Source organism: Actinomycetospora lemnae, from assembly GCF_028737315.1.
GTDB classification, from domain to species: Bacteria; Actinomycetota; Actinomycetes; order Mycobacteriales; family Pseudonocardiaceae; genus Actinomycetospora; species Actinomycetospora lemnae.
Map to the genome: position 1 here is coordinate 404,938 of NZ_JAQZAO010000003.1, position 23,703 is coordinate 428,640.

A 23,703-nucleotide genomic window follows, 5' to 3' on the forward strand; every position below is an offset into this window, starting at 1 on the left:
CCGTACCCGCGTCCGCCGCCGTTGCGCCGACGATCATGTCCCTATGCCGCCGTCATCTGTCCCCTGTGATGCCACCCCTAGCGGCGTCGTCGTCAGGTGCCGCCGCGGCGCCGAGACCTGCGGCCGCTCCCACACCACCTGCCGCTGCGCCACCACCGCCCGTCGCTCTGCCGCCGTCTGTCCCTCCTTTGAGCAGGTCGGCGACCGGATCGGCGAGCAGCACTGCGCACGGACCGGCCGGGCTCGCATCGGCCAGGCACGCCCGGTACGCCTGTCGACCCTCCAGAATCGCGATGGCCTGCCACAACTGGTAAAGCCCCACGGTGGCTTGCCGCACGAGATCGACGTATATGTCGATATCGGCGAAGCCTCGGTGGATGTGATCGAGGCGCCAGCCGGCAACCAGGGCACGAGCATAGAGGCGCGCGAGGTCGGGACTCGGCGCGGCGAGGTCCGATTTGAGGGCAGCGATCTCGTCCTCCACGTCCTTCACCCGCCGGGGGAGGTCGTCGATCTCCTCGAGCAGTGCTTCGACGAGCGATTGCCGCTGCTCGGCCTGGACCCGGAGATCGTGGACGCGGCCGGCGAGCGAGGCCGCGGTCTCGCCTTTCTCCTTCGTGGTATCGGGCTTGCAGTCCGGGACCGAGGGCGCGTGGTCCGGCTTTGCGCACTCGTTCAGCCGTTTCGCGGTGGACGTCCAGGCGGTGTCGAGGCGCTTCTTGGCGTCCGCCTCGAGCTTGCACCCCACGTCCTTCGTCACGGCCTCCAGGTCGCTGCGGGCAGCGCCGATCGCCACGTCGGCAGCGGTCCACGCCTCGCTGTAGGCGGCTCGCGCGGCCTCGTAGCGCGTGCTGAGGTCGGCGAGGTCGCCCTTCTTCTCCCCGGCCACTTCCGCCTGCCGCTCGGCGCGTCGGATCCAGCAGGACAGCCGCGCGAGCTCCGACGGTGTGTCGTCCTTGTCGCCGGCGGACTGGTCGGCCTTCTCGTCCGCGTTCATCTGCAGACCTCCTCGCGTCGCGGAGACGCGACCGTGGCGTAACGGACGTCACGCGACCGTTGCACCGCGCTCGTGCTCGAGGCGCGACCCGGTGGGGAGCGCGCGACGGGACCGTGACGCCGCCCTCCCCACGCTGCGCGACATGGCTGGTCATGCCGCTCTCGCCGCGACGATGCGCAGCATCGTCGAGCTGCTCGACCGCCGGTTCCGCGCCACGATTCCGCCCGGCGACCGTCGGCCTTCAGTGGTCATGGTCGGGACCGCCGACCTCGAAGCGGTCGGCACGCCGGGCGCACAGATCGCTTTCCCGGCGGTGTCCGTGTACTGCTACCGCATCTCGGTGGATCGGGAGACACGACCGGGTTGGTCGGCGGTCGCGGCTGCCGACGGCATTCCGCGCATCCCTCTCCGGATGCACCTGCTGCTCACCGCATGGGACGACTTCGTCGAGAACGAGCTGCGCTGGCTGGGGCTGACGGCGAGCGTGCTGGAAGCCGAGAACCTGCTCCAGGGCCCGACCCTGCACCCCGACGGCGGCTTCGCGGCCGAGGAGAGCCTGCAGATCGTTCCCGACGACATGGCGCTCGAATCGATGAGCGAGGCCTTCCAGGCCCTGACCGCCGATTTCCGGACCTATCTGCTGTACCAGGTGCGGGTGGTGGTGATCGAGGGGGCCGGCGACGACGATGGCGGTGCCGTCACCACGGTCGCCGCCCGGGCGCAGGCGCTGCGATGAGCCCGGCACCCATCCCGCTCGGGAACGTCGACTCGCCCTGGGGCCCCGCCCCGGTGCTGCATCGGTCGGCCCTGGCCGTCGAGCCCCGGGACGGGATCACCGGCGGCCCGGCCGTCGGGGTGCGCGTGGGCCGCGAGACGCGACGGTCGATGCACGTCGCGCGGCGGGCCCGCGACCCGCTGCCCCGCTACCCCGCCGAGCACCTACCCTCCGGGGCGGCGGGGCGCGCGGTGCTCACCTACGACGCGTCCGTGCAGCACCAGGCCGACCAGCAGGCCGACGTCGTCGTGCGGCTGCGTCTCGACGACCCGGTCGCGCGTTGGGTGCCCCGCCGTCTCGACGTGGTCGTCCGTGGACCGGGGCCGATCCTCGCGGCCGAGGAGGGCGGGCCGTTCGTCCCGGCCTGGGCCCGCCGGGTGCGGCCCTGGCTGCTGCCGGGGCCGGCGACGAGCGTGCCCCGCGGAGCGACGACCCTGCGGTTCCGGGTCGTCCGGCCCTCCGGCGCCCCGGTGCCCTGGGTCCGGGCCGTGCTCTTCGCCGGAGCCTTGGGCGCCCGGGTGGCGTGGGGACATGGCGACCGCGCGGGCGAGGTGCTGCTCGTCGTCGCCGACGCCGGGGCGGTCCCCGTCGACGTCGACGAGCACCCGGCGGTCCTGCGCGTGTACGGCCCGCCGACGGGCCCCCCGCCCGACCCGACGCTCGACCCCCGCGACCCGCTCGCGACCCTGCCCCCGGAGTCCCTGGGCCTGGTGCCCGTCGCCTCGGGCGCCACCGGTCCGCCGCCCGAGGACGACCTCGCCCGCGGCATCACCCCGCCCGCCGGCTACCGCGCCGCCGCCGATCAGGTCGTCGCGCTCACCGTCGGACGCACCCGCGTCCTGCCCGACCAGACGTTCGTCCCGCGCCCGTGACCCCTGGAGTCTGACCATGCCCGAATACCTGACCCCCGGCGTCTACGTCGAGGAGACGAGCTTCCGGTCCCGCCCGGTCCAGGGCGTGCCGACCGCGACCTTCGGGATGGCGGGGCGCACCGAGTACGGCCCGGTGCCCTACAACCTGCCCGGTGATCGCCTGAGCATGCTGCCCGAGCCCACCCTGGTCACCAGCATCACCGAGTACGAGCGGGCGTTCGGCGGGCTGCTCGTCGACGGGACGACGTGCCGGCTCGCCCACGCCGCCCGCGCCTTCTTCGCCAACGGCGGCCGTCGGCTCTACGTCTCCCGGGTGTTCGCCCCGACGATGACCACGGGAGCCAACCCGCAGCTCGACGTCGCCGCCACCTTCGCGTCCCTGCCGATCCCGGCCAGGGGCACCCCGATGGCGGTGTGGCGGGCACGCTGGCCCGGGGTGGCGGGCCGGCGGATCCAGGTTGCCACGGGCTTCCGGCGCAGCGGCAATGTGATCGTCGGTGGGAGCTCCGCGGTGTTCGCGAGGGGGCGGCGGTGGAGGTGCTGCCGGCCGCGGCGGCCCGCCCCGACGACAGGACGCTGCCGGTGGCACCGACCATCCGGGTGGTGGGCCGGGACCAGCAGGGGGCGCTGGGCTTCGTCGGGGCAGGCGGCGCCGTCACCCCGGTGCCCGCCAACGTGCAGGGGTTCCACATCACGCTCGCGGTGACGGTGACGTTCGGCAGCGAGCGTTCCGACGTCTACAGCGAGATGGAGCTCCGCGAACCCCACTCCCGGGCGATCACCCGGGTGCTGGAGGCCGAGGACCCGCCCGACGAGTTCAGCCTCGTCTGGCTCGACCTGCCGACCCCCACTCCGGACCCCGGCGCCCTGCTCACCGCCCTGCTGGCCGCCCCAGCCGCCTACCTTACAGGCGGCGGCGAGGGGCAGCCGATCGACGGAGACGCGCTGCGTGGTCGTCCCGCGAACGTCGACGACCTGAGACAACCCGCCACGGGGCTCACCGCTCTCGGCGAGGTGGAGGACATCGCCATCGTGGCGATGCCCGACATCGTCGACCTGCCCGACGCCGCACAACGCCAGGCGACCGGGGACCTCATCCGGCACTGCGAGTCGCTGCGCTACCGGATCGCCGTCGTCGATCCGCCACAGGACAGCTCGCTCGCGGAGGTCCGTCGCTTCCGAGCGCAGTTCGACTCGTCCTACGCGGCGCTGTACTACCCTTGGGTCCGCATCGTCGACCCGAGCCGCCGCCCCGACCCCGGTGGCCCCACACCGATGCTCGACCTGCCGCCGTCGGGCTTCGTTGCCGGCGTCTACGCCCGCACCGACGCTGAGCGGGGCGTGCACAAGGCCCCGGCGAACGAGGTGGTCTACGGCCTGGACCGCTTCGCGACCACCGTGACCGGCGACCGCCAAGCCGTGCTCAACCCCGAGGGCGTCAACGCGCTGCGCTTCTTCGAGGGGCGGGCCAACCGCATCTGGGGCGCCCGCACGATGTCCTCGGACCCGGAATGGATCTACGTGAACGTGCGGCGGCTGTTCATCTACCTCGAGCACTCGATCTTCAGATCGACGCAGTGGGCGGTCTTCGAACCGAACAACCAGGCGCTGTGGAGCTCGATCCGCCAGAGCATCGAGGACTTCCTGCTGGTCGCCTGGCGCAGCGGGGCGCTGATGGGCAACCGTCCCGAGGAGGCCTTCTTCGTGCGCTGCGACCGCACGACCATGACCCAGAACGACCTCGACAACGGGCGTCTCATCTGCCTGATCGGCGTGGCCCCGACCTACCCCGCCGAGTTCGTGATCTTCCGCGTCGGTCAGTGGACCGCCGACGCCCGCCGCACCTGAGCGCGCCCGAGACCTTTGGAGCACCGTCGTGGCCATCCGACCCAACCCCTACGGGAACTTCAACTTCACCGTAAAGCTCGGCGACGCCGGCGGCGAGGGCGACGTCGTGGGCGGGTTCTCCGACTTCACCGGGGCCGCCAACGAGATCAAGTACTCGGAGTACCGCAATGGGAACGACCCCGAGAACCACGTCCGCAAGATCCCGAACGTGAACACCACCGACGACGTCACGCTCAAACGCGGCATCATCGGGGACCTGCGGCTGTTCACCTGGCTTAAGGAGACCCGGGAGGGCGACCTCGATCCGCGCACCGTCGTGGTGACGCTGCTCGACGAGGCCCGCACCCCGGTGTGCCAGTGGACCCTGCGCGCCGCCCAGCCGAAGAAATGGGTGGGGCCGACCCTGGCCGCGAAGGGCGGCGGCGACGTCGCGATGGAGGAGCTCCAGCTCGTCTCCGAGCGCATCGACTTCCTCTCGTTGTGACCCGGTGGTGGACGCGGTGAGCTCCGCGGGTCTCTCGCTGGGCGCGCCGGGTGTCGTGTGGCAGCCGGCGCGACCCCGTAAGACGCTGCGCCCGGAGCGCCTCGACATCGCGGGCTTCGTCGGTGTCGCCCCGCGCGGGCCGGTCGACGCGCCGGTGGCCGTCACCAGCTGGTCGGAATACCAGTGGCGCTTCGGCACCCCGCGCGACGCCGCCGACGGCCTGCTCGGACACGCGGTGCACGCCTTCTTCGTCCAGGGGGGACGGCGGGCACTGGTGCTGCGCGTCTCGCCGCTGCCCCGGAGCCCGGCCACCGCGGCCGACGACGCCCGCGCCGAGCTCCGCCTCGGGCCGGTGGGCTCTCCGCTCCGGATCGTGGCCCGTGACGAGGGCGCGTGGGGCAACGGCCTCGAGGTGCACTGCACCTTTGACACGACCGTGCGGCTGGTGAGCGACCACCACCCGGCTCACGGGCCGACGGCGCTGGTCCTGCCCGAGGGCGCGGTCGTCCCGCCCGACAGCCTGCTGCAGCTGCGGGGGGCCGGACCCGGCACCCTGCGGCGCGTCGTGGCGCTCATCGAGGGCGAGCACGCCTCCGATCGCTCGGTGGCGGTGCTCGACCCCGGGCCGGCACTGTCCCGCGGGAGCGTGGAGGCCGCGCTCGTCACCGCGACGATCACCGTCGAGGACCGCGCGCCCGACCTCGACCGCCGCGAGGTCTTCACCGACCTCGGGCTGTACCCCCACCACCCGCGGTGGGCCTACACGGTCCTGGACACCCGGTCGCGGCTGGTGAGTCCTGGTCGGGGCTGGGCCGACGGCCTGCGGCCCGACACCGGACTCGGCCCATGGACCGGCGAGCTCGTGCACGCCGGGCGGGACCGGTGGGCCGCCATCGGCCCGGGAAGCTTCGCCGGCGACGGGCCGGTGTGGGCGCTCCCGGCCGAGAGCGACGATCTCGACCCTGCCACCCCGGTGCACGGACTGGACCGGATGGCGCTGGAGACCGAGATCGGGCTGCTCGCCGCGCCCGACCTGCTCGTCGCCTCGCGGGAGCCGACAACGACGGTCGCCGTCGAACCGCGCCCGCCGGGGGACGGGTGCGCGCCGCCGGCGCCGCGGCTCGAGATGGCGGTCCCGGGGCGTGTCGCGATGCTCGACCCGGGCACCGAGCTCGCCGAGATCTCCCGACGCCAGCACCGGATGGTCGAGCTCGCCGACCGGGCCCACCGTTTCGTCGCGCTCCTCGACGTGCCGCGCGACGCTCCCACCCGGACCATCACCCGCTGGCGCGCCGGGTTCAACAGCTCCTTCGCTGCCGCGTACCACCCGTGGCTGGGTGTGGTCGATCCCTTCGACCCGACCTCCGAGGTGGTGTGGGTGCCGCCCTGCGGCTTCGCCGCCGGGATCATCGCCGAACGGGAGAACCGGCTCGGCCTGCCCTGGGGCCCCGCCAACGCCCTTGCGGCGGGGGCCGTACTCGCCGCCACCGACGTCTCCGACGCCGACCACAACACCCTGCACCGGCTCGGCGTCGACGTGTTTCGCGCCGAGCGCGACGGATTCCGGCTGACATCGGCGCGCACGCTGTCCACCGACCCCGACTACCGCCAGCTCAGCGTGCGCCGGCTGATGACGATGCTCGAGCTCGCCCTGGTCCGCCAGACCCGCTGGCTGGTGTTCGAGCCGAACACCGCTCCGCTGCGCGCCGGACTCACCGGAACGGTCACCGCACTGCTGCGCGACCTGCAGCGCGCTGGGGCCTTCGCGGGCGCCACGGAGGCGGAGTCGTTCTCGGTGCGCTGCGACGACGTCCTCAACCCGCCACGAACCCAGGCGCTGGGGCGGCTGGTCGCCGAGATCCGCGTCTGCCCCTCGGTCCCGCTCGAACACCTCGTCCTGCGGGTCACACAGGACGCCGACGGCAGCACCCGCGTCGAGGAGCGGGGGAGCGAGCCGTGAGCCTGCCCGACGAGCGCCGCCTGGACCTCGTGCCCGCGTTCTGGTTCCGCGTGCGGCTGGTCCGCTCCGCGGTGCCCTCACCGACCTTGACCCCGTCGCCGGATCTCACCGGCTCACCGCGCGGGAGCGGCCCGCCCCGTCCCACCGCGGCGACGGCCGGGCCGGACCAGCTCGGTGACGGGGGGTTCGCCGAGTGCTCCGGGCTGGACCTCGACGTCGAGCTGCGCGAACTGGCCGAGGGGGGTCGCAACGACGGCGTAGTGCGCCGGGTGGGGCGGGTGAAGGCCGGGACGATCACGCTGCGGCGCGGGATGCTCGTCCCGACCGCCGGCGGCGGCGCCGACGGCGCGCTGTGGGACTGGATCGGCGGGATGATCGCGGGGACACTGCCGGTCCCGCGCTACGACGGGCACGTCGAGGTCCACGACGCCGCGGGCCGGCGGGTGCTCGCGCACTGGTCGTTCGTGCGCGGGCTCCCGGCCAAGGTCGCCGGGCCCGCGCTGAACGCGAAGACCGGCGAGATCGCCCTGGAAGAGCTCCAGATCGCGCACGAGGGGCTGCGGCTCGAGACGACGGCGGCGACCAGCGGGACGGCCACCGGGGCCGCCCCGGGCGCGGCCGGGGCAGGACGGGGGAACGCACCGTGACCGAGCTCGCGCCGGCCACCCTCCAGCGCCTGAGCTACCTGCGTCGCGCCGGCAAGAACCGCAAGGCCCGCGTCGAGCCGCAGGGGCCGGCCGTGCCGGTGCAGTTCAACCCGGCCACGCTGAAGATCAGCCGGAAGAACAACGTCGACCGCGGCGGGGTCACGACGAAGACCCAGAAGAGGCAGCACCCCGCAACGGAGGGGTCGACGCTGGCGTTCGACCTCGAGTTCGACACCGCAGAGCAGGGCAGCGCCGCCTCCCGGGTGAGCGTGCGGGACTGGACCGCGCTGCTGCGTCAATTCATCGAGGTCCCGAGGGACCGACCCGGCGACCCGCCGCCCGCGGTGCGGTTCCGATGGGGCACGTTGTGCTTCGACGGGGTGATCGACCAGGTCGCCGAGGACCTCGAGCACTTCGCGCCCGACGGCACGCCGTTGCGGGCCAAGGTGGCGGTGAGCATCGCCGAGCAGGACTTCGATTACGAGGCCACCGAGAAGGGCGCGGGTGCCAGGGACGCCGCCGGCGCGACCGAACCGGGGACGACCGGGGCGGGCCCGGGACAGCGGGGCAGCGAGCGCACCGACCAGATCGTGCGTGCCCAGGACGGCGAGAGCGCCGCGCAGGTGCTCGCCCGCGTCGGCCGGGACCCGGAGGCGTGGCGGGCCGCGATGAGCGGGCTCGAGGGCCCGCTCGCCCTGCCGGCGGGCACTCCGGTGCGCCTGGGCCCGGAGACGCGCGGTGCCCCGGTCGTGGATGCGGGACCCGGCTTCGCCGCCGGCCGCGACGTGGCGTCCCCGGCGGCTCTGGCGACGGCCCTCGGCGAGGGTGCCGCCCCGGGGCCCGGGGACCCCGGGCTGCTGCTGTCCGCCGCCGGGGGCATCTCGGCTGCTGCGGGCGCGGTCGCCGCCGCCATCACCGGCGCGGCCGCGGACGGCGCGCGGGCCGGGTTCGGCGTGGCGACCCGCGGCGGTGCCGGCGCCGTTCCCGAGGCCCTTCCCGCTGTTCTGCCCGGCGGGTCGACGGCTCCCGACCCCCGGGCGGCGACGTACGGGACGGGTGTCCCGCTGCGCGATCGCCGCCGGCCCGGCGCCACCGAGGTCGCCCACAGCCTGGCCTCGCGCGCGGCCCGGGCCCGCCGGGCGCGTCCCGGGACGTCCTCCGGCGTGCCGTGGCAGGACCAGGGGCCCTGACCCGTCGACGACGCGACGGACCGGTGACGGCGACGCCGCGATGCTGGGCGGACCGTGTCCGAGCACCGGGAGGGGACCACGTGGCCGTCCACATCGGTGAACTGCGCACCGAGATCGTCACCCCCGACCCGATCACCGGCCCGGGCGCGGTCGCCGCGCCGGGTCAGGACCCGGAGTCGCACCGGGACCGGGCACGCGACGAGGCCCGCCGAGTCCGGTGGCTCGTCTGTCGCGTCGCCGCGGAGGGCTTCGATGACTGACGCGCCGCGTGCCCACGCGACCCGCCGGGGCCGTCGATGATGGAGGCTTCGGTCGCGTCGACCTCGCCGGTCTTCACCGTCGACGGCGACCTCGAGCGGGGTCTGGCCCGCGACTGCGTGCGGCTCGAGGTCGGTGAGGACGTCGCCGGGCTGCGCACACTGGAGGCTCGGTTCGTCGCGGTCGGGGCGGGCGTACCGGGACCGCCCGGGCCGCTGGCCCACCTCGACGGATCGCTGGACCTCGGGCGGGCAATGCAAGTGGCGCTGGGGCCGCCGACCGCGCAGCGCATCGTGTTCGCCGGGACGATCTCGGCCCTCGAGCTCGTGCTCGAGGACGGAAACCCGCCGGTGGTCGTCGTCCTCGCCGAGGACGCGCTGATGAGGCTGCGGCTGACCCGGCGATCGCGGACCTACCATGACGTCACCGATGCCGACGTCGCCCGGGACATCGCGGACGCCCACGGTCTGGCCGCGGACGTCGACGCCGACGGACCGCGCTACGACGTCGTTCAGCAGCTCAACCAGAGCGACCTGGCCTTCCTGCGCGACCGTGCGCGGCTGCTGGGCGCCGAGCTGTGGAGCACCGGTCGAACCCTGCACTTCCGCGACCGCACCATGCGGTCGGGCACGGAGCTCACGCTCGTCCGCGGCGCCGAGCTGCTCTCGGTGCGCCTCGTCGCCGACCTCTCCGAGCAGCGCAGCGAGGTCGTCGTGACCGGATACGACGCCTCGACCCGGGCGGTCGTCGACGAGCGCGCGGGCCCGGAGGTCGTCGAGAAGGAGATCATCGGCGGGCGGTGCGGCGCGCGCCTGGTCACCCAGGCCCTCGGGCCCAGCGCTTCGTTGCGGGTCCGCGAGGTGGCTCTCGATGCGACCGAGGCGGCGGCCTGGGCCCGCGCCGAGATGCTGCGCCGGGGTCGCCGGTTCGTCACGGTCACCGGCACCACGCTCGGCAGCCCGGACCTGGTCGTCGGCAGCCGGGTGCGCCTGCAGGACGTCGGCGCGGTGTTCGAGGGTGAGGGCTACCAGATCACGTCCGTTCGGCACACCTTCGACCTGCACCGCGGCTTCCGTACCCGCTTCGACGCCGAGCGGGCGACCCTGAACGAGGTGGCCTGAGATGGCACTGCCGCATCCCGTCGACGGCGCCGCCCCCGGGTACTTCGGGGTCTACCCGGCGATCGTGACCGACCTCGTCGACGACGACGGCCTCGGCCGGGTCGAGGTCCGGTTCCCCTGGCTGGGCGTCGACGGCGACCGCGACGTGCGGGCCTGGGCGACGCTGTGCTCGCCCTACGCCGACGGGGAGCAGGGCCTGCTCGCCGTGCCGGAGGTAGGCAGCCAGGTCGTCGTCGCGTTCGAGGCCGGGAACCTGCGCCGGCCCTACGTCATCGGAGCCGCATGGAACGGGCGTGCCGCGCTGCCGCATCCACCCGAGCGTGCCAACGACGTCCGCCTGCTGCGGACCCGCCGAGACAGCCGACTGGAGTTCGACGACGCGGCCGCTGGCGGCGCGGTCCGGCTGACCATGGCCAACGGCCACCGCGTCGAGCTCGACGAGGCCGGGCGGGAGGTCACGATCACCCACGCCTCCGGTGCGGTGGTCCGCCTGACCGACACGTCGGTGGAGGTGCGGGCGAACGCCTCGGTGGAGGTCAACGCGCCGACGGTGAAGGTCGACGCGTGTGTGTCTACGTTCAGCGGGCTCGTGAAGGTCGGCACGCTCATCGCCGAGCAGATGGTGATGTCGCCGGCCTACACCCCGGGCGCAGGGAACATCTGGTGAGCGGACATCCGATCGTGCTGCGCACGCCCTGGTACGTCGGGGCGCGCGCCACGCCGAGGCAGGACCGCTTCTCCGATGGTCAGCGCGCGCCGGCGATCCAGAAGTACGACCGGGACGACTTCGTCGACAGCCTGCTCGCCGACCCCCGGGCGTCGCTGCGCTTCGACCGGCGCGACCGGTGGACCTTCACGATGCCTCGCAAGCCCGGTCAGGGCACGACGCTGCGGCAGCGGCTGAGCACCCGGCGCACGGTCACCACCGGCATGCGCAAGCTCTACCAGCCCGCCCACCAGCGCTTCTACGCCGTGACCATCGAACTGTTCTGCGGCGCCCCCGGGCTCCCGCTGCCCGCGCCGGGGCCCGATCCACGGGTCGGTTTCGTCGTGCGCCGCCGCGTGCCGATCCTCGGCGGGTCGCTCGCGGCTCGCCGCGCGCTGGTCCGCGCCGCCGCCCGCGAACTGTTCGGCAACCCCGACGACGCCGCCGATCCCGACGAGACCCTCGACGAGCCGACCCTCGACGGCGCGCTCACGGCGGCCGGGATCGACGCCGGCTTCAAGGCACGCCACACCGCGCTCCTCGGCCAGGTGAGCGTCGAGTACGAGATCCAGGGCTGGTACGTCGACGAGGACACCGGGCGGGGACGGTGGGCACCGGTACCCCGCGCGGTTCTGGGGCCCACACCGGAGCCCACCGACCCACCTCCCGACGACCTCGAGCCCGGCCCGGGCACCGGGGTCCCGCCGCCCGGCGCGGGGGAGACCGAGCTCGAACTGCCGATGTGGCGCGTACCGACCGCGGCGCAGGACTGCGAACGGGCCCGGAACCGCTCCGTCTGGTTCGGGGCGGTGCCGACCTTCTCCGGCGATCTGGACGCCGACGGCGCGCCGCGGTTCGACGAGCACGCCACCTACGTCCTGCAGTGCGTCGCCCATCCCCATCACGTGACGCCGCGGCCCGCCTACTGCCCGCCCGACGCCGTCCGCAGCGACTACTCCCGTCCTTATCGTGTCGCGGCGTTCTTCGACCCGGCCGGCACCGCGCAACGCCCGGTGCGGATCACCCTCCCGGACCTCCGGGCGCTGGAGGGCCAGGTCGGGTCCGGGACCGCGCGTCCGGGCGTGACCGTGGAGACCCCCGCGGGCTCGCAGCTGCCGGCCCCGCCCTTTGGTGCCTTCCCGTCCAAGCCCGCGGCACGCCCGACAGGTGGTGCCGCCGAGCTCTGCTCGTTCTCGATCGAGCTCATCACGATCGTCGCGATGTTCGTGCTCCGGCTGTTCCTGCCCGTGGTCATCCTGCTGTTCGGTCTCTGGTGGATGCTGCTGCTGCGCTTCTGCTGGCCACGCCCGACCGCCGTGCCGGCCCTGCTGACGGCGCTGGGCGGCGGGTTCGGTGGGCTGGCCGACGGGCCGCGGGAAACGCTTGCCGACGTGCTTGGCGTCGACCGGGCCGATCGGGACAGGGTCGTCGACCTGCTGAAGGCACCGACCGCCCTCGGCGGGCTCAGCGCACTGCAGCGACGGGAGCTGGTGAACGAGCTCGCCCCCGACACCCCGCCTGCGCCGCCGGACCCACCCCCACCACTCGGCCGACCCACGGACCCCCTGTGCTGAGCCCGCCGGAGCGGGCGCCCACGTTCCCGACCCCCGCCCGGCCCGCGCCCGTACCCCAGGCTCCGGCCGCGCCGGCCCCGGGGGCGCTGTCGGGGGCGCTCGCCCGGACCCTGCCGCCGCCGCGCGCCCCGCTCGGTCCGCCGGCGCCGCCCGGACCGACCGCCGCGCCGGCGGCCGCCGCGGGCGGCGGTGCCGTGGCCCTCGCGGGTGGTGCCCCGCTGGTGCTCCCCGAGCCGGTCGCCGCCCAGGTCGCGGCCGCCGGAGAAAAGGGAGCGTCGATCCCGGTGAGCGTGGGGACGGTCGCCGCGGGCGACCTCCAGGTCCGCCTCGTCGCCGGGGGTTACGAGTCGGTCGGAGGCTGGGCGGCGCTGCCGCTGCACTACGCAGTGTTCGCGCCGCTCGAGCGGTTCGGTGTCGTGCCCGTTGTCGCGGTCAACATCGCGAAGGGCGCTGTCGAGGGCCGGGCGTCGATCGCGCGCAACGGCCGCCCACTGGTGGGGGAGAAGGCACTGCTCGACGCGGTCGTCGACCACGCCGCGGCGTTGGGCTGGCACGGCCTTGACGGTCTGAAGATGGACGGGATCGAGAACGCGCTGCGTGGCCCGACCCTGGTGCTGCGGGCGGGTGGGCTGTCCTTCCGGATCGGCCAGTTCCTCGCCGGAAGCGGGACGTTCGGCGTCGAGGACGCCGCGGTGACGTTCCAGGCCCACGCCACCGGCCGGGTCGGGCAGGTGGCGACGGTTGAGCTCGACCTCGCGCGGGGTGCCGACGGCGCCCTCACCGGCCGCGGGGTCGGAAACCTCGCGATGCGCGGGTTCACCGGGCAGCTCACCGCCGCCTTCGCCGGCGGCGCGGTGGACGTGCAGGGCGTCGTCACGTATGCCGACGAGCGGTTCAGCGGGCAGGTCACCCTCGTCGCCACCGATGCCGCGAGCGCGAAGGCCCTCACCGACGCGCGGATGCCCGCGCAGGCCATGCCCGCCGCCGCGGCCGCCGCAGGCCCGGCCGTGGCCCCCGTCGGGCCCGCGCAGGCCGCGCCCGCACCGGCCGGGCCGAAGCCCGGACCCAGGGTCATCGCTGGGTGGGGAACAGTCCGGATCCGGCTCGCGGACTGGCTGAGCGGCGAGGCGCTGGTCGTCGTCGACCACCAGGGCGACATCACCGTCGTCGGATCCATCACTCCGAAGATGGACAAGCCCCTGTTCGAACAGAAGCCGTTCCGCCTCGACCTCCCCGCGCCGCGGATCAAGGCGCTGTACGGCATCCCCCTGGTCGGCAACGTGTCCGTGTTTGTCCAGGTGCGCCCCGCGGCCGTCGCCTGGATCGGTCCGGCCACGCTCGATCACATGGCCCTGAACGGGACGTACTCCACGAAGCCGGAAGTCCTGAAGAACTTCGGCCTCACCGGGACGTTGAACGTCTCGGCCTACGCCGGCCTGGAGATCACGGTCGAGGGCGGCGCGGGCGTCGAGCTCGTCGGACACGAGGTCACCGCAGGCGTCGGGATCACCGCCGTCGCCGGCATCAAGGGCTACGTCGAGGCGACGCCCACCATCGGCTACCGGGAGCTCGCCGACCCCAAGGCCGGCAAGCGCGGTGAATTCTTCGTCGCCGGGCACCTCGAGCTCGCCGCCCAGCCGTTCCTCGGGCTGCGCGGCGAGCTGTTCGTCGATCTCGACAGTCCGTTCTGGTCGCCGGCTCCGGACCACCGCTGGACCTGGCCGCTGGGTTCGCTGGAGTACCCGCTGCCGGGCCAGTTCGGCATCGGCGCCGACGTCGAGCACGTCCTGGGGTCCGGGAAGGTCCCGGAGATCAAGTTCTCGCCGGTCGCCTTCGACGGCAGCAAGTTCATGACCGACCTGCTCAGTGAGAAGGTCCCCCCGAAGACGTCCTCCGACGCGAAGAAGCCGGGCACGTGGAAGGAAGGCGCCGGCGCAGCGGCACCGGCCCGACCCGCCAAGCCCGACGCCACGGCCGGTGCGACCGCGAAGCCCGCGGTCGGCAAGCCCGCCGACGAGCCCGCCGTGGCCAAGAAGGACGTGGGCAAGGTCCCGACCCGCGACCCGGCCGCCCAGAAGCGGTGGAACGAGGGCAAAGAGGCCCTCGCCGACCTCGCCCGGCGCTCCCACGAGAACCCCCAGGACGAGAAGGAGATCCGGGCGAGCCTCGCGGCCATCAAGAAGGACAAGGGCTTCACCACTCTCACCCCGCGCCGGGAGGGGAGCAAGTGGTCCGTCGACGCGGCCATGAGCCCGGTCGAGAAGGACGTCGCCGAGATCGACGCCGAATCGAGCGGGATACCGGGAGGGAGTTCGGTTCCCCCCGGCTACACGATCAAGAAGGTCAGTTTCACCAGCTCCGACCCGGACTTCTGGGATCGGCCCGGAGCCGACACGGATGTCGTCCCTCAGCCGAAGGTCGCCATCGAGATGCCAGGTGGAGTTCGGGCCTGGAGAGACAGGGTCGGTGGGCCCGTGCGTCACGAGGCGCCGCTCGGAGCAGCTGTGGCTCGGGCAGGCCAGGAGAAGGAGCACTTCACGGCCTCCGAGCACGGCAATCTCGCCGCCGGTCCGAAGTACGAACGGGCTCACACGCTCGGCGCAGGAACGGGATTCGAGAGCCCGTACGCGATCTACTACGCGCCCCGCGTCGTCAATCAGGACCTACAGAACCAGGGCATCGAGGCCTACATGCGCTCGTTGGCGACGGGTCCCCCTCCCGGTCACCAGTATCGAGTGATCACCTCCACATCGACGATTCCCGACACCCGACGTCTCGGGGGCGTGGCATATCGGCTGCAGGCCGTGGTCGACGGCCGCGTGCACGACGTCGCGTCCTACGAAATCCAGATCACCGGCTCCAAGGACCACCCGAGGGTCAAGGCGACTCAGCTGCGGTTCGCTGACAACCCCATGGCGGCCGGGGTCAGGGAGCGGGTGCCGGTCCCCGCCATCTTGCTCTCATCGTTCGACAAGACCCTGTGAGGGCGACGGGCTCGTGACGCGCGCTCGCGCAGCATCGGGGCATGACCGCACCCCCACGAGTGCAGGACCCGGCCGACGCGTGGTTGGGCACCGGGTTCCGGTTCCCGATCGAGAAGCCGGCGTACTCGAGCGGGATGGCGCGGGTGCGGCAGGCGATCGAGACGATCATCGGCACCGAACCGGGGGAGCGGGTCATGCTCCCGGAGTTCGGGTGCGGGCTGCGGCGGTTCCTCATGGCGCCGAACAACCCGGCGACGCGCAGTGCGATCGCCGAGGAGATCACCCAGGCGCTCACCCTCTGGGAACCGCGCATCCGGTTGACGGGGGTCACCGTCACCCCTGCCGAGGAGCCGACCGTCGTGTGGATCGACATCGCCTACGTGCGGCGGGTCGACCTGCGGGCGGACAACATCGTCTACCCGTTCGCCCTGCGGTAGGGGCCGGCCGTGACGCTGGTGGGACCGGTCCTCGACGACCGCACCTACGCCCAGCTGCGCGACGAGCTCGTCGCGCGGATCCCGGTCTACGCCCCGGAGTGGACCGACCACAACGAGAGCGACCCCGGGATCGCGCTGCTCGAACTGTTCGCCTACCTCGGCGAGTCGCTGCTGTTCCGGTTCAACCAGATCCCCGAGGCCACCCAGGTCGCGTTCCTGCGCCTGCTCGGGGTGCAGCCGCGTCCCGCGCAGATCGCCTCGACGCTGCTCGTGCTGAGCACGGACGTGGACAAGGGCGTGTCCGTTCCGACCGGCTCCCTCAGCAGGGCCGGCGCCACCGAGTTCTCCACCCGCAGCGAGGTCGTCGCGTGGCCGCTGGAGGCCCACGCGATGGGGAAGCGTGCCGCCGGCCCGCTGCCCACCGACCCCGCCGCCGCCGCGGCCGAGAAGAGGCGCCGCGAGCACGCGGTGGCCTGGCTCCCCTCCGCCGCGCAGGCCGCAGCCGCCGCGAACCCGCCGGTCTACTACGAGACCGAGCACGTCCCGGTGGAGCCGACCGCACCCGGAGCGGAGCCGCTCGACGTCGCCGCCACCGTGGACGGTGCGCTGTGGGTCGCGCTGGTCGGCGATGCACTGCCGGACGCCGGCCGGTCGATCTTCCTCGGGGTCGCGATCGACACCGACGTCGATCCGCACCCGTTCGCGCTCGAGCGGGCCGCGAGCGGCGACTTCACCGCCGACACGCTGCGGGGCGACCCGCCGGCGGTCGACTGGGAGCTGTGGCACCCGCCGTCGGCGCGGGCGCCGTATCCCTTCACCGCCCTGTCCACGCCCGCGGACAGCACGCGAGGGCTGACCGTCACCGGCGTGGTGATGATCGACCTTCCGCCCGGCCCTCGGGGGCAGCAGGGCGACAACGGCGAGGGCGGGATCGACGCTCCGCCGCGCCTCGACGACCCGAAGCTTGCGGCGCGGGTGGTCGGGTGGCTGCGCGCGCGCCGGCCGGCTCACGAGAACGACGCGATCCACCGGGTCCGCTGGGTCGGGCTGAACGCCGTCGACGTCGACCAGGCGCGCACCGCGACCCCTGAGCTGCTGGGCGTCGGCACCGGGGAACCGGGCCAGACGTTCCGTCTGGTCGGGCACCCGGTGCTCGTCGGCAGCACCCGGCTGCAGGTCGAGGAGGACGGAGGGTGGCGGAGCTGGACCGAGGTCGACGGGCCAGCCACTCTCGCCCTCGCCGACGAGAACGCTCGGCCGTTCACCGTTGATCCGACCACCGGCACCGTGCGCTTCGGCGGAACCCGCACCCGTGTCCCGCAGGCCGGTGAGCGGGTCCGGGTGCTGTCCTATCGCGTCGGCGGTGGCGCGGCCGGCAACGTTCCCGCCAAGGCGCTCTCGCCGCCGAACGGGTTCGCCGTCAAAGGGACCAACGTGCTCCCGGCCACCGGCGGTCGGGACGCGCCCACCCTCGACGAGGTCCTCGAGGAGGTCCCGGTCGCGGTGCACCGCCGGGACCGTGCGGTGACCCCCGAGGACGTCGCCGCACTCGCCGGCGAGGTCGCCGGGGTGGCGCGCGCCGAGACCCTGGCCCGGTTCCACCCCGACACCCCGACGCAACCGGCGGCCGGCGTCGTCACGGTCGTGGTGTTCCCGACCGAAGACCGGCGTCGCCCCGGTGCGCCCGAGCCCGACCTGGACCTCCTGCGGCGGGTGGTCACCTACCTCGAACCGCGCCGCCTGGTGACCACGGAGCTCTACGTCGTGCCGCCGACCTACCGGCGGATCGCGCTCTCGGTGGGGGTGGAGGTCGAGCCCGGGCACCCGATCGACGCGGTGCGTCGGTGGGTCGCGCTGATCCTGCGCCAGTTCCTCGCCCCGCTGCCGCCCTACGGCCCCGACGGCCAGGGCTGGGACCTTGGGCGCACGGTGGGCCGCAACGAGCTCGCCGCGGTCGCGACGCAGGTCGAGGGCGTGCGGTGGGTGCGGGAGCTCCGTCTCGGACTCGTGGTCACGGCCGCGGCCGGCACGACGGGAACCACCGTGACCGAGGCCGACGAGGTCCGCCTCGAGAAGTGGGAGGTCCCGGAGGTCGTCGCGGTCGCCGTCGTTCCGGGCGATCCGCCGCCCCCAAGCGTCGAGCCGCCGCCGCCACCGGGGGGCGGTCCCGTGCTGGTCCCGCTGCCACCGGACGTGTGCTGATGGACGGCGAGCGCGCGATGTCGGCCGTCGCGACCCCCACGCAGTGGGGCCGGTGCGCGCACCGGGACACGATGCTGCTCGACGGCGGCGGGGTCGGGCTGGACTGGTCCGCGCCGGTCACCGATGTCAGCACGGCGCCCGCCGAGCCCTCAGGGCTGGTGTTCGACCGCCGTGGCGTGGCCTACCGCTCGTGGCCCGACCGCGACCGTGTCGAGCCGCGCCCCCACCCTGGTGGAGCGGGGGCGCCATGGCCGCCGGGAGTGAGCCGGCGCCCGCTGGGCCTGGCCGTGGACGAGCGCAACCGGCTCTACGTCACCGAGGCCCGTGCGGGCATCGTGCGGGTGGTCGACCTCGAGGCCGACCGGGTGCTCCGGGCGGTCCCGCTGGCGTCGTCCCCGCTCGACGTCGCGGCCGACGGTGCCGAGGCCGTCGTGCTGACCCGCGCCGACGTGCTCCTGCGGATCCGCGGACGGCGAGGCCCGATCGGCCGGGTCGCCCCGGTCGCCCCGGCTCCCGGGCTCGCGGCCCGGCGGGTCGCCGTCCTCGACGGCGAGGTGCTTGTCCTCTGGAGCAGCGGGGAGGTCGCCGATGTCGACGGCCGTGTCGTCGCCGCGGTCGACGGCGCCACCGACCTCGAGACCGTCGACGGCGTCCTCGTCGTCGCTCGCGGTCGCGACGAGGTGCTGCGCCGCTTCCGACGCGTCCCCGGCCGCGGCGTCGGTGAGATCGAACCGCTCGGAGTGCGGGACCACGACGGCGGGGCGATCGCGGCCACGCCGGACGGCGGCGTCGCGGTCACGACGCCGTGGGGCTACGGACGGGCGGCCGGGCCGCGGGTGCGGTACCCACGGACGGGTCGGGTGGTCACCTACCGACTGGACGCGCGTCGTCCCCGGACCCGATGGGGACGGGTGTTCCTCGATGCCTGCGTCCCCGCCGGCACCGACGTGCGCCTGCGCTTTCTCACCGCCGAGGAGGACGACGCCACCGATCCTCTGCCCTGGGCCCCGCCGGCGCGCACCCACGTCGGCCGGCCCGACCCGGCTCCGCAGCTGCCCTCGATCTCGGCGCTGGCCGAACTCACTCCCCGGCGGCTCTACCGCCGGCCCACCGGCCGCGAGTGGCCGTGGGCGCAGGTCGCCGGTGGGGACACCTTCGAGACCTACGAGTCCCCGGTCCACGCCCCGCCGGGGCGGTACCTGTGGATCGTGCTGGAGCTGACCGGCGGCGAGCAGGCGACCCCGCGCATCCGCGCGCTGCGCGTCGAACGCCCAGGGCACCGACTCCTCGACATGCTCCCGCGGGCCTGGTCCCGGCACGAGGCGGACGCCGGGCTGCTGCACCGGGCGCTGGCGCCCGCCGAGGGCCTGCTGCACGAGATCGACGAGCGGGCCGCGCGGCGGTCGGTCCTGGTGGACCCAGTGCGGACGCCGTCGGAGGCCCTGCCGTGGCTCGCGCGGATGCTCGGCGTCGCCCTCGACGGAAACTGGCCGGAGGATGCGCGCCGCCGGCTGCTCGCCGAGGCGTTCGAGCTCTACCGCTACCGCGGCACCGTGCGTGGCCTGCAGCGGATGCTGGAGCTCGCCCTCGGCGTGCCGCTCACCGTCGTGGAGGCATGGCGACTACGTGGGCTCGGCGGCGCCGTGCTCGGGGCGCTGCCCTCGGGACGCCCGGCGCCGGCGGTGGGGGCGACCGCCGGCCGCCTCGGCGGCTTCCGGGTGGGCGGGCAACGACCGGGCACCGACGGCTACACGGCGACTGCGCACCGGTTCACCGTCCTCGTGCCGGGGTGCCTCGACCGGACTCTGCGGGCCCGGGTCGACGCCGTCCTCGAGGCGCACCAGCCGGCGCACACGGTGGCCGAGGTGTGCGAACTCGGGATCGGGATGGTGGTGGGTCAGCAGGCCCACATCGGCCTCACCACCTTCGTCGGTCCGCCGCCCGGCCACCCGCGGCCCCGGGTGGGGGAGGGGGCGCTGGGCGAGGACGCCGTCGCCGGCACCACGGGCGAGGGCGCCCGCCTCGGGGTCACCAGCCGCACCGGAGGGTGGCGGGTCGGGTGACCGGGACGACGCTCACCGTGGCGCGGGCGCACACCGTCGTGCGATGCACCGACGCCGCCCGCGCCCGTCGTGTCGCCGCCGGGTTCGATCGCGCGCTGGCCGCATCGGGGACGAGTGCGCTCGCGGACGACGTCCGGCCTCCTGGACCGGGGCTGTGGTGCCTGCCCCGGCTCGACGTGCGGCTCGTCCTCCCGGAGACCGAGGACGACGCCGCCGGGCTCGGCGCGCGCTGGTCACAGGCACTGCTTGAGGCGGTCCGCACGGCTCTGGCCGGTCCAGACGTCCTCAGGTACGACGACACCGCCGACGTCCTGGCCGACCTCGTCGCGTCCCTCGCTGCCGGCGACACCCGGCGCTGGTGGGCCTGGGTGCAGGCGGGGGTCGTGCCGCCCGGCCTGCCGGCGGCGGGGGGGACGACGATCACCTCGTCGGTCGTCCCCGGTCCCGGTGCCGTCGGGGACGTCGCCGCCGCCTGCCTGGCGGCCGCGGGCGCCGATGCCGTCCCGGCCGTGGTGGAGGGGGTGACGCGGGCCGGGCTCCCGGCGGTCCACCGGCTCCTCGGCGCCCGCGGCTGGCGCGGCCTCGCGGCCGCCCTCGCCCCCGGGGTGGCCGCCACGGTCGAGCCGACCGATCTGGGCGTGACCGCGGACCCGGGATGGCTGGAGCGCTCGCGGTTGGCGCAGCTCGTCGTGCGCTCCCGGCTCCGCCCCGACCCCGCCACCGCCCGGGCGTGGGCGGTGCTGATCGTGCTGGACGCCGACCCACGCGCCCTCGTGCGACCGGATGCCGCGGTGCGCGTGGCTTGGGTGCACGGTGCGCTGGCGCAGGGGGCCCCGCCCCCCGCGGCCTTGGGGCGGGCCGGTCGCGACCACGCCGAGATCGTGGGTGCGGCCCCCGCGGCAGGCCCCGCGCTACGGCCCGCATCGTTCGGCGCGGCGTCCCCGACAGGGGTGGCGACCACGTCGAACGCTCGCCCGCGCGACGACGCCGTCGACCCGGATCGACGAACCGGCCCCGATCCGGGAGCGGATCCGGAGACGTTCCGACCCGACGAGCCCGAGGGGATCGGGACCGCGTGGGCGGGCCTGGTGTTCCTGCTGGCCACCGCCGTCGACGCGGGTGTCGACGACCCGGTGGTGGGCCCGCGCTCGGGCCCGTGGGTGCGCCACCGCCTGGGCGGCCTCCTGGTGCCCGCCGCGCCCGACGACCCGGCCCGCCTCGCGCTGGCCGGCCTCGACGCGGAGCGCGCGCCTGCCGTCCTCGCCGGCCCGGGGCCGGACGAGGACGAGGACCGGGCCCTGAGCGCCCTCGCCGTGGAGTGGGCCCGGGTGACCGGCGACCGCCTGATCGCGGTCGCGCCCCCGGACACCGACCCGGTTGCCTGGCTCGCCCGGCGCCCCGGCCGGGTGGTGGCGGTCCCCGGATGGATCGAGATCCATCTCCCGCACAGTGCAGTCGACCCGGGCATCCGAGGTGCGGGGCTCGACCTCGACCCGGGCTGGACACCATGGCTCGGCGCCGTCGTCAGGTACGTCTATGAGTAGCCCGCCCGGCGAGGCCCGCAGCCACGATCTGACCTCCCGCGTCGGCGCGATGGCACGCCGGTTCGCCGACCACGTCGAGAGCGCCTGCCCGGAGAGCGCCGAGCGCGACGACACGGTGGCGTGGCTGCGCGCCTGGGCCGACCGCGTCACCGTCGACGTGACGCCCGGCGAGCCCGTGCCGATCGACGAGCTCGCCCGCCGACTGGGCCTGAGCGGGGCCGAGGTCGACCTCGTCCTGCTTGCGGGCCTGCCCGAGGAGCACCACGGCCTCGCTGACGCCTGCCGCAGGTGCCACCCGCGCGGCGAGCCAAACCCCACCGTCGAGCTGGTCCAGGAGATCACCCGGCGCGACACCCCGGACGACGCGATGATGCGCCGCCTGCTGTTGGAGGGCCCGGCGGCCCGCGCCGGGGTCCTGGAGCTCTCGGGCGGCGAGCCGTTCGCGGAGCGCTCGCTGACGCTCGCCTCCGGACTGTGGGGTGCCCTGCATGGTCACGACGCGTGGCCGCCGGGGCTCGCGCGGGTGCTGGTCGGCGATCCGCCCGCGGGCCTCGACGGCTGGCTCGACCTCCCCGAGGTCCAGCGCGCGCGGGCGCTGCTGGCCACGGAGGAGTCGGTGTCGCTCGTGCTCGGCGCGAGCGGCACCGCGATCGGCCTGAGCCGGGCTGCCGCGCTCGCCGGAGCGGCCGGGACCCGGGTCGTGGCCGCCCGAGTGGAGACGGCCGCGGACGTCCGCCGGCTCGTCGCGCACGCCGCGGCACGATCGGCCCTTCCCCTGCTCGTGGTGCCCGGACCGACCGCGACCGCCGCCGAGACGGCCGGTGCGCGACCGGTCCCCCCGGCCCCCGACCTCACGGGCGTCCGGGGCCCGGTGCTGGTGTGCGCCCCTCCCGGCTCCTTCGTCCCCGACGCCGAGCGGGCCGCGCTCACCGTCCCGACCGGTCCGATCGGCGTAGCCGACCGGCGCGCCGCCTGGCGGGCGGCCCTGCCCGGCGACGGCCACCTCGCGCCGGCGCTCGCGGCCCGCCATCCCCTCGACCCGGCCCTGACCGCACAGGTCTCGCTCGATCTCGCGGCCCGGGGCGCCGAACGCCCCACGCTCGCGGAGGTCTCGGCGGTCATCCGCGCCCGGGCCGGAGCGGCGCTCCCGCCCGGGGTCGAATTGCGCACGCCGGACCCGCGGGGGCGCCGCCCGATCCTCGACCCCGCGGCGACGATGCTCCTGCACGACGCGGTCCAGCGGCTGGAGCTGCAGGCGACGGTCCTCGACGACTGGGACCTGCAGCGCCGCGCGGGTGCCGACCGCGGGGTGCGGCTGCTCTTCACCGGCCCACCCGGCACCGGCAAGACCCTGGCCGCGCACGGCGTCGCGGCGGATGCCGGCACCGACCTGCTGGTCGTCGACGTCTCCCGCGTGGTGTCGAAGTGGCTCGGCGAGACGGAGAAGAACCTCGCGGCCGCCTTCGAGACCGCTGAGCGCACCCAGGCGGTCCTGCTGCTCGATGAGGCCGACGTCCTGTTCGCCACCCGCACCGAGGTCGGCGACGCCCAGGACCGCTACGCCAACCTCGAGACCGCCTACCTGCTCCAGCGCCTCGACCACTTCGACGGGCTCACCGTCCTCGCGACCAACCTGCGCCAGAACATCGACGCGGCCTTCCTGCGACGGATCGACTTCGTCGTCGAGTTCGAGCGGCCCGACACCGCGACCCGCCGCGCGCTCTGGGAGCAGCACCTGCCGCTCGACCGCCTCGCCGGCGCCGTCGACCTCGACCACCTCGCGCGTCGCTTCGACGTCACCGGCAGCACCATCCGCAACGCCGCCGTCGACGCGGTCTACCTCGCTGCGGCGGAGGACCCCGACGGGGCTGTCACCGCAGACCACCTGATCACGGCACTGCGCCGCGAGTACGCGAAGGACCACCGGCCGTTCCCGGTGCTCGCCGAGCCCACCGCAGTGGCCCGTGACGCCCGTGCCGCGGAGGTGCTGGCTGCGCACGCCCGCCGGACGGCCCCGGCCCGACCGGGTCCCTGAGGAGGA

The 23,703-nt window shown here is 74.7% G+C and carries 19 protein-coding genes; 18 read left to right on the forward strand and 1 reads right to left on the reverse strand.

All coding sequences use genetic code 11. From position 1 onward, the window contains the following. Positions 1-52 precede the first annotated feature (52 nt). Entirely contained in the window at positions 53-997 is a 945-nt protein-coding gene (locus PGB27_RS08935; RefSeq protein WP_274200016.1) for a hypothetical protein, read from the reverse strand. 142 nt (positions 998-1,139) lie between these two features. On the opposite strand from PGB27_RS08935, the gene PGB27_RS08940 reads away from it, so the two are divergent. The 18 genes from PGB27_RS08940 (at position 1,140) to PGB27_RS09025 (ending at position 23,697) form a co-directional block, all read left to right on the forward strand. Beyond that, the gene (locus tag PGB27_RS08940; RefSeq protein ID WP_274200017.1) at positions 1,140-1,733 is read left to right on the forward strand and encodes a Pvc16 family protein; all 594 of its coding nucleotides are present in this window, start codon (positions 1,140-1,142) and stop codon (positions 1,731-1,733) included. Further along, positions 1,730-2,644 carry a hypothetical protein gene (locus PGB27_RS08945; RefSeq protein ID WP_274200018.1) on the forward strand — a complete coding sequence of 305 codons (915 nt, stop codon included), beginning with the start codon at positions 1,730-1,732 and terminating at the stop codon, positions 2,642-2,644. Before PGB27_RS08940 ends, PGB27_RS08945 begins: the two co-directional genes overlap by 4 nt. 16 nt (positions 2,645-2,660) lie before the next feature. After that, a complete protein-coding gene (locus PGB27_RS08950; RefSeq protein WP_274200019.1) occupies positions 2,661-3,350 on the forward strand; it encodes a hypothetical protein in 690 nt (229 codons plus the stop codon). After that, entirely contained in the window at positions 3,248-4,492 is a 1,245-nt protein-coding gene (locus PGB27_RS08955; protein ID WP_456298474.1) for a phage tail sheath family protein, read from the forward strand. The genes PGB27_RS08950 and PGB27_RS08955 overlap by 103 nt, the downstream gene beginning before the upstream one ends. Positions 4,493-4,520: 28 nt before the next feature. Next, on the forward strand, positions 4,521-4,976 hold the full coding sequence (locus tag PGB27_RS08960; RefSeq protein WP_274200020.1) for a phage tail protein: 456 nt from the start codon (positions 4,521-4,523) through the stop codon (positions 4,974-4,976). A 16-nt stretch (positions 4,977-4,992) separates the two neighbouring features. After that, positions 4,993-6,936 (forward strand): phage tail sheath C-terminal domain-containing protein, encoded by a 1,944-nt coding sequence (locus tag PGB27_RS08965; RefSeq protein ID WP_274200021.1) that lies wholly within the window; start codon positions 4,993-4,995, stop codon positions 6,934-6,936. Next, positions 6,933-7,583, forward strand: a complete 651-nt coding sequence (locus PGB27_RS08970) for a phage tail protein (protein WP_274200022.1) — start codon at positions 6,933-6,935, stop codon at positions 7,581-7,583. The genes PGB27_RS08965 and PGB27_RS08970 overlap by 4 nt, the downstream gene beginning before the upstream one ends. Then, entirely contained in the window at positions 7,580-8,773 is a 1,194-nt protein-coding gene (locus PGB27_RS08975; protein WP_274200023.1) for a CIS tube protein, read from the forward strand. Before PGB27_RS08970 ends, PGB27_RS08975 begins: the two co-directional genes overlap by 4 nt. Positions 8,774-8,853: 80 nt before the next feature. Beyond that, a complete protein-coding gene (locus PGB27_RS08980; protein ID WP_274200024.1) occupies positions 8,854-9,033 on the forward strand; it encodes a hypothetical protein in 180 nt (59 codons plus the stop codon). Positions 9,034-9,069: 36 nt separating this feature from the next. After that, positions 9,070-10,152, forward strand: coding sequence for a phage late control D family protein (locus PGB27_RS08985; protein ID WP_274200025.1), 1,083 nt, complete (start codon positions 9,070-9,072; stop codon positions 10,150-10,152). 1 nt (position 10,153) lies between these two features. Further along, positions 10,154-10,819, forward strand: coding sequence for a phage baseplate assembly protein V (locus tag PGB27_RS08990; RefSeq protein ID WP_274200026.1), 666 nt, complete (start codon positions 10,154-10,156; stop codon positions 10,817-10,819). Continuing rightward, on the forward strand, positions 10,816-12,432 hold the full coding sequence (locus PGB27_RS08995) for a hypothetical protein (RefSeq protein ID WP_274200027.1): 1,617 nt from the start codon (positions 10,816-10,818) through the stop codon (positions 12,430-12,432). The genes PGB27_RS08990 and PGB27_RS08995 overlap by 4 nt, the downstream gene beginning before the upstream one ends. A gap of 221 nt (positions 12,433-12,653) precedes the next feature. Continuing rightward, entirely contained in the window at positions 12,654-15,416 is a 2,763-nt protein-coding gene (locus tag PGB27_RS09000; protein WP_274200028.1) for a polymorphic toxin type 4 domain-containing protein, read from the forward strand. 41 nt (positions 15,417-15,457) lie between these two features. Next, a complete protein-coding gene (locus tag PGB27_RS09005) occupies positions 15,458-15,853 on the forward strand; it encodes a GPW/gp25 family protein (RefSeq protein ID WP_274200029.1) in 396 nt (131 codons plus the stop codon). A gap of 9 nt (positions 15,854-15,862) precedes the next feature. Continuing rightward, positions 15,863-18,055, forward strand: a complete 2,193-nt coding sequence (locus PGB27_RS09010) for a putative baseplate assembly protein (protein ID WP_274200030.1) — start codon at positions 15,863-15,865, stop codon at positions 18,053-18,055. Next, a complete protein-coding gene (locus tag PGB27_RS09015; protein ID WP_274200031.1) occupies positions 18,055-20,118 on the forward strand; it encodes a phage tail protein I in 2,064 nt (687 codons plus the stop codon). The genes PGB27_RS09010 and PGB27_RS09015 overlap by 1 nt, the downstream gene beginning before the upstream one ends. Continuing rightward, complete coding sequence (locus PGB27_RS09020; protein ID WP_274200032.1) at positions 20,115-21,662, forward strand: serine/threonine-protein kinase; 1,548 nt, start codon at positions 20,115-20,117, stop codon at positions 21,660-21,662. The genes PGB27_RS09015 and PGB27_RS09020 overlap by 4 nt, the downstream gene beginning before the upstream one ends. Then, positions 21,655-23,697 (forward strand): ATP-binding protein, encoded by a 2,043-nt coding sequence (locus PGB27_RS09025; RefSeq protein ID WP_274200033.1) that lies wholly within the window; start codon positions 21,655-21,657, stop codon positions 23,695-23,697. Before PGB27_RS09020 ends, PGB27_RS09025 begins: the two co-directional genes overlap by 8 nt. Positions 23,698-23,703 lie beyond the last annotated feature (6 nt).

What these genes read in the sequence shown, in the direction of transcription:
- PGB27_RS08935 (WP_274200016.1), bottom strand. Translation starts at nt 997, where the DNA reads ATGAACGCGGACGAGAAGGCCGACCAGTCCGCCGGCGACAAGGACGAC.
- PGB27_RS08940 (WP_274200017.1), top strand. Translation starts at nt 1,140, where the DNA reads ATGGCTGGTCATGCCGCTCTCGCCGCGACGATGCGCAGCATCGTCGAG.
- PGB27_RS08945 (WP_274200018.1), top strand. Translation starts at nt 1,730, where the DNA reads ATGAGCCCGGCACCCATCCCGCTCGGGAACGTCGACTCGCCCTGGGGC.
- PGB27_RS08950 (WP_274200019.1), top strand. Translation starts at nt 2,661, where the DNA reads ATGCCCGAATACCTGACCCCCGGCGTCTACGTCGAGGAGACGAGCTTC.
- PGB27_RS08985 (WP_274200025.1), top strand. Translation starts at nt 9,070, where the DNA reads ATGATGGAGGCTTCGGTCGCGTCGACCTCGCCGGTCTTCACCGTCGAC.
- PGB27_RS08990 (WP_274200026.1), top strand. Translation starts at nt 10,154, where the DNA reads ATGGCACTGCCGCATCCCGTCGACGGCGCCGCCCCCGGGTACTTCGGG.
- PGB27_RS09005 (WP_274200029.1), top strand. Translation starts at nt 15,458, where the DNA reads ATGACCGCACCCCCACGAGTGCAGGACCCGGCCGACGCGTGGTTGGGC.
- PGB27_RS09015 (WP_274200031.1), top strand. Translation starts at nt 18,055, where the DNA reads ATGGACGGCGAGCGCGCGATGTCGGCCGTCGCGACCCCCACGCAGTGG.
- PGB27_RS09025 (WP_274200033.1), top strand. Translation starts at nt 21,655, where the DNA reads ATGAGTAGCCCGCCCGGCGAGGCCCGCAGCCACGATCTGACCTCCCGC.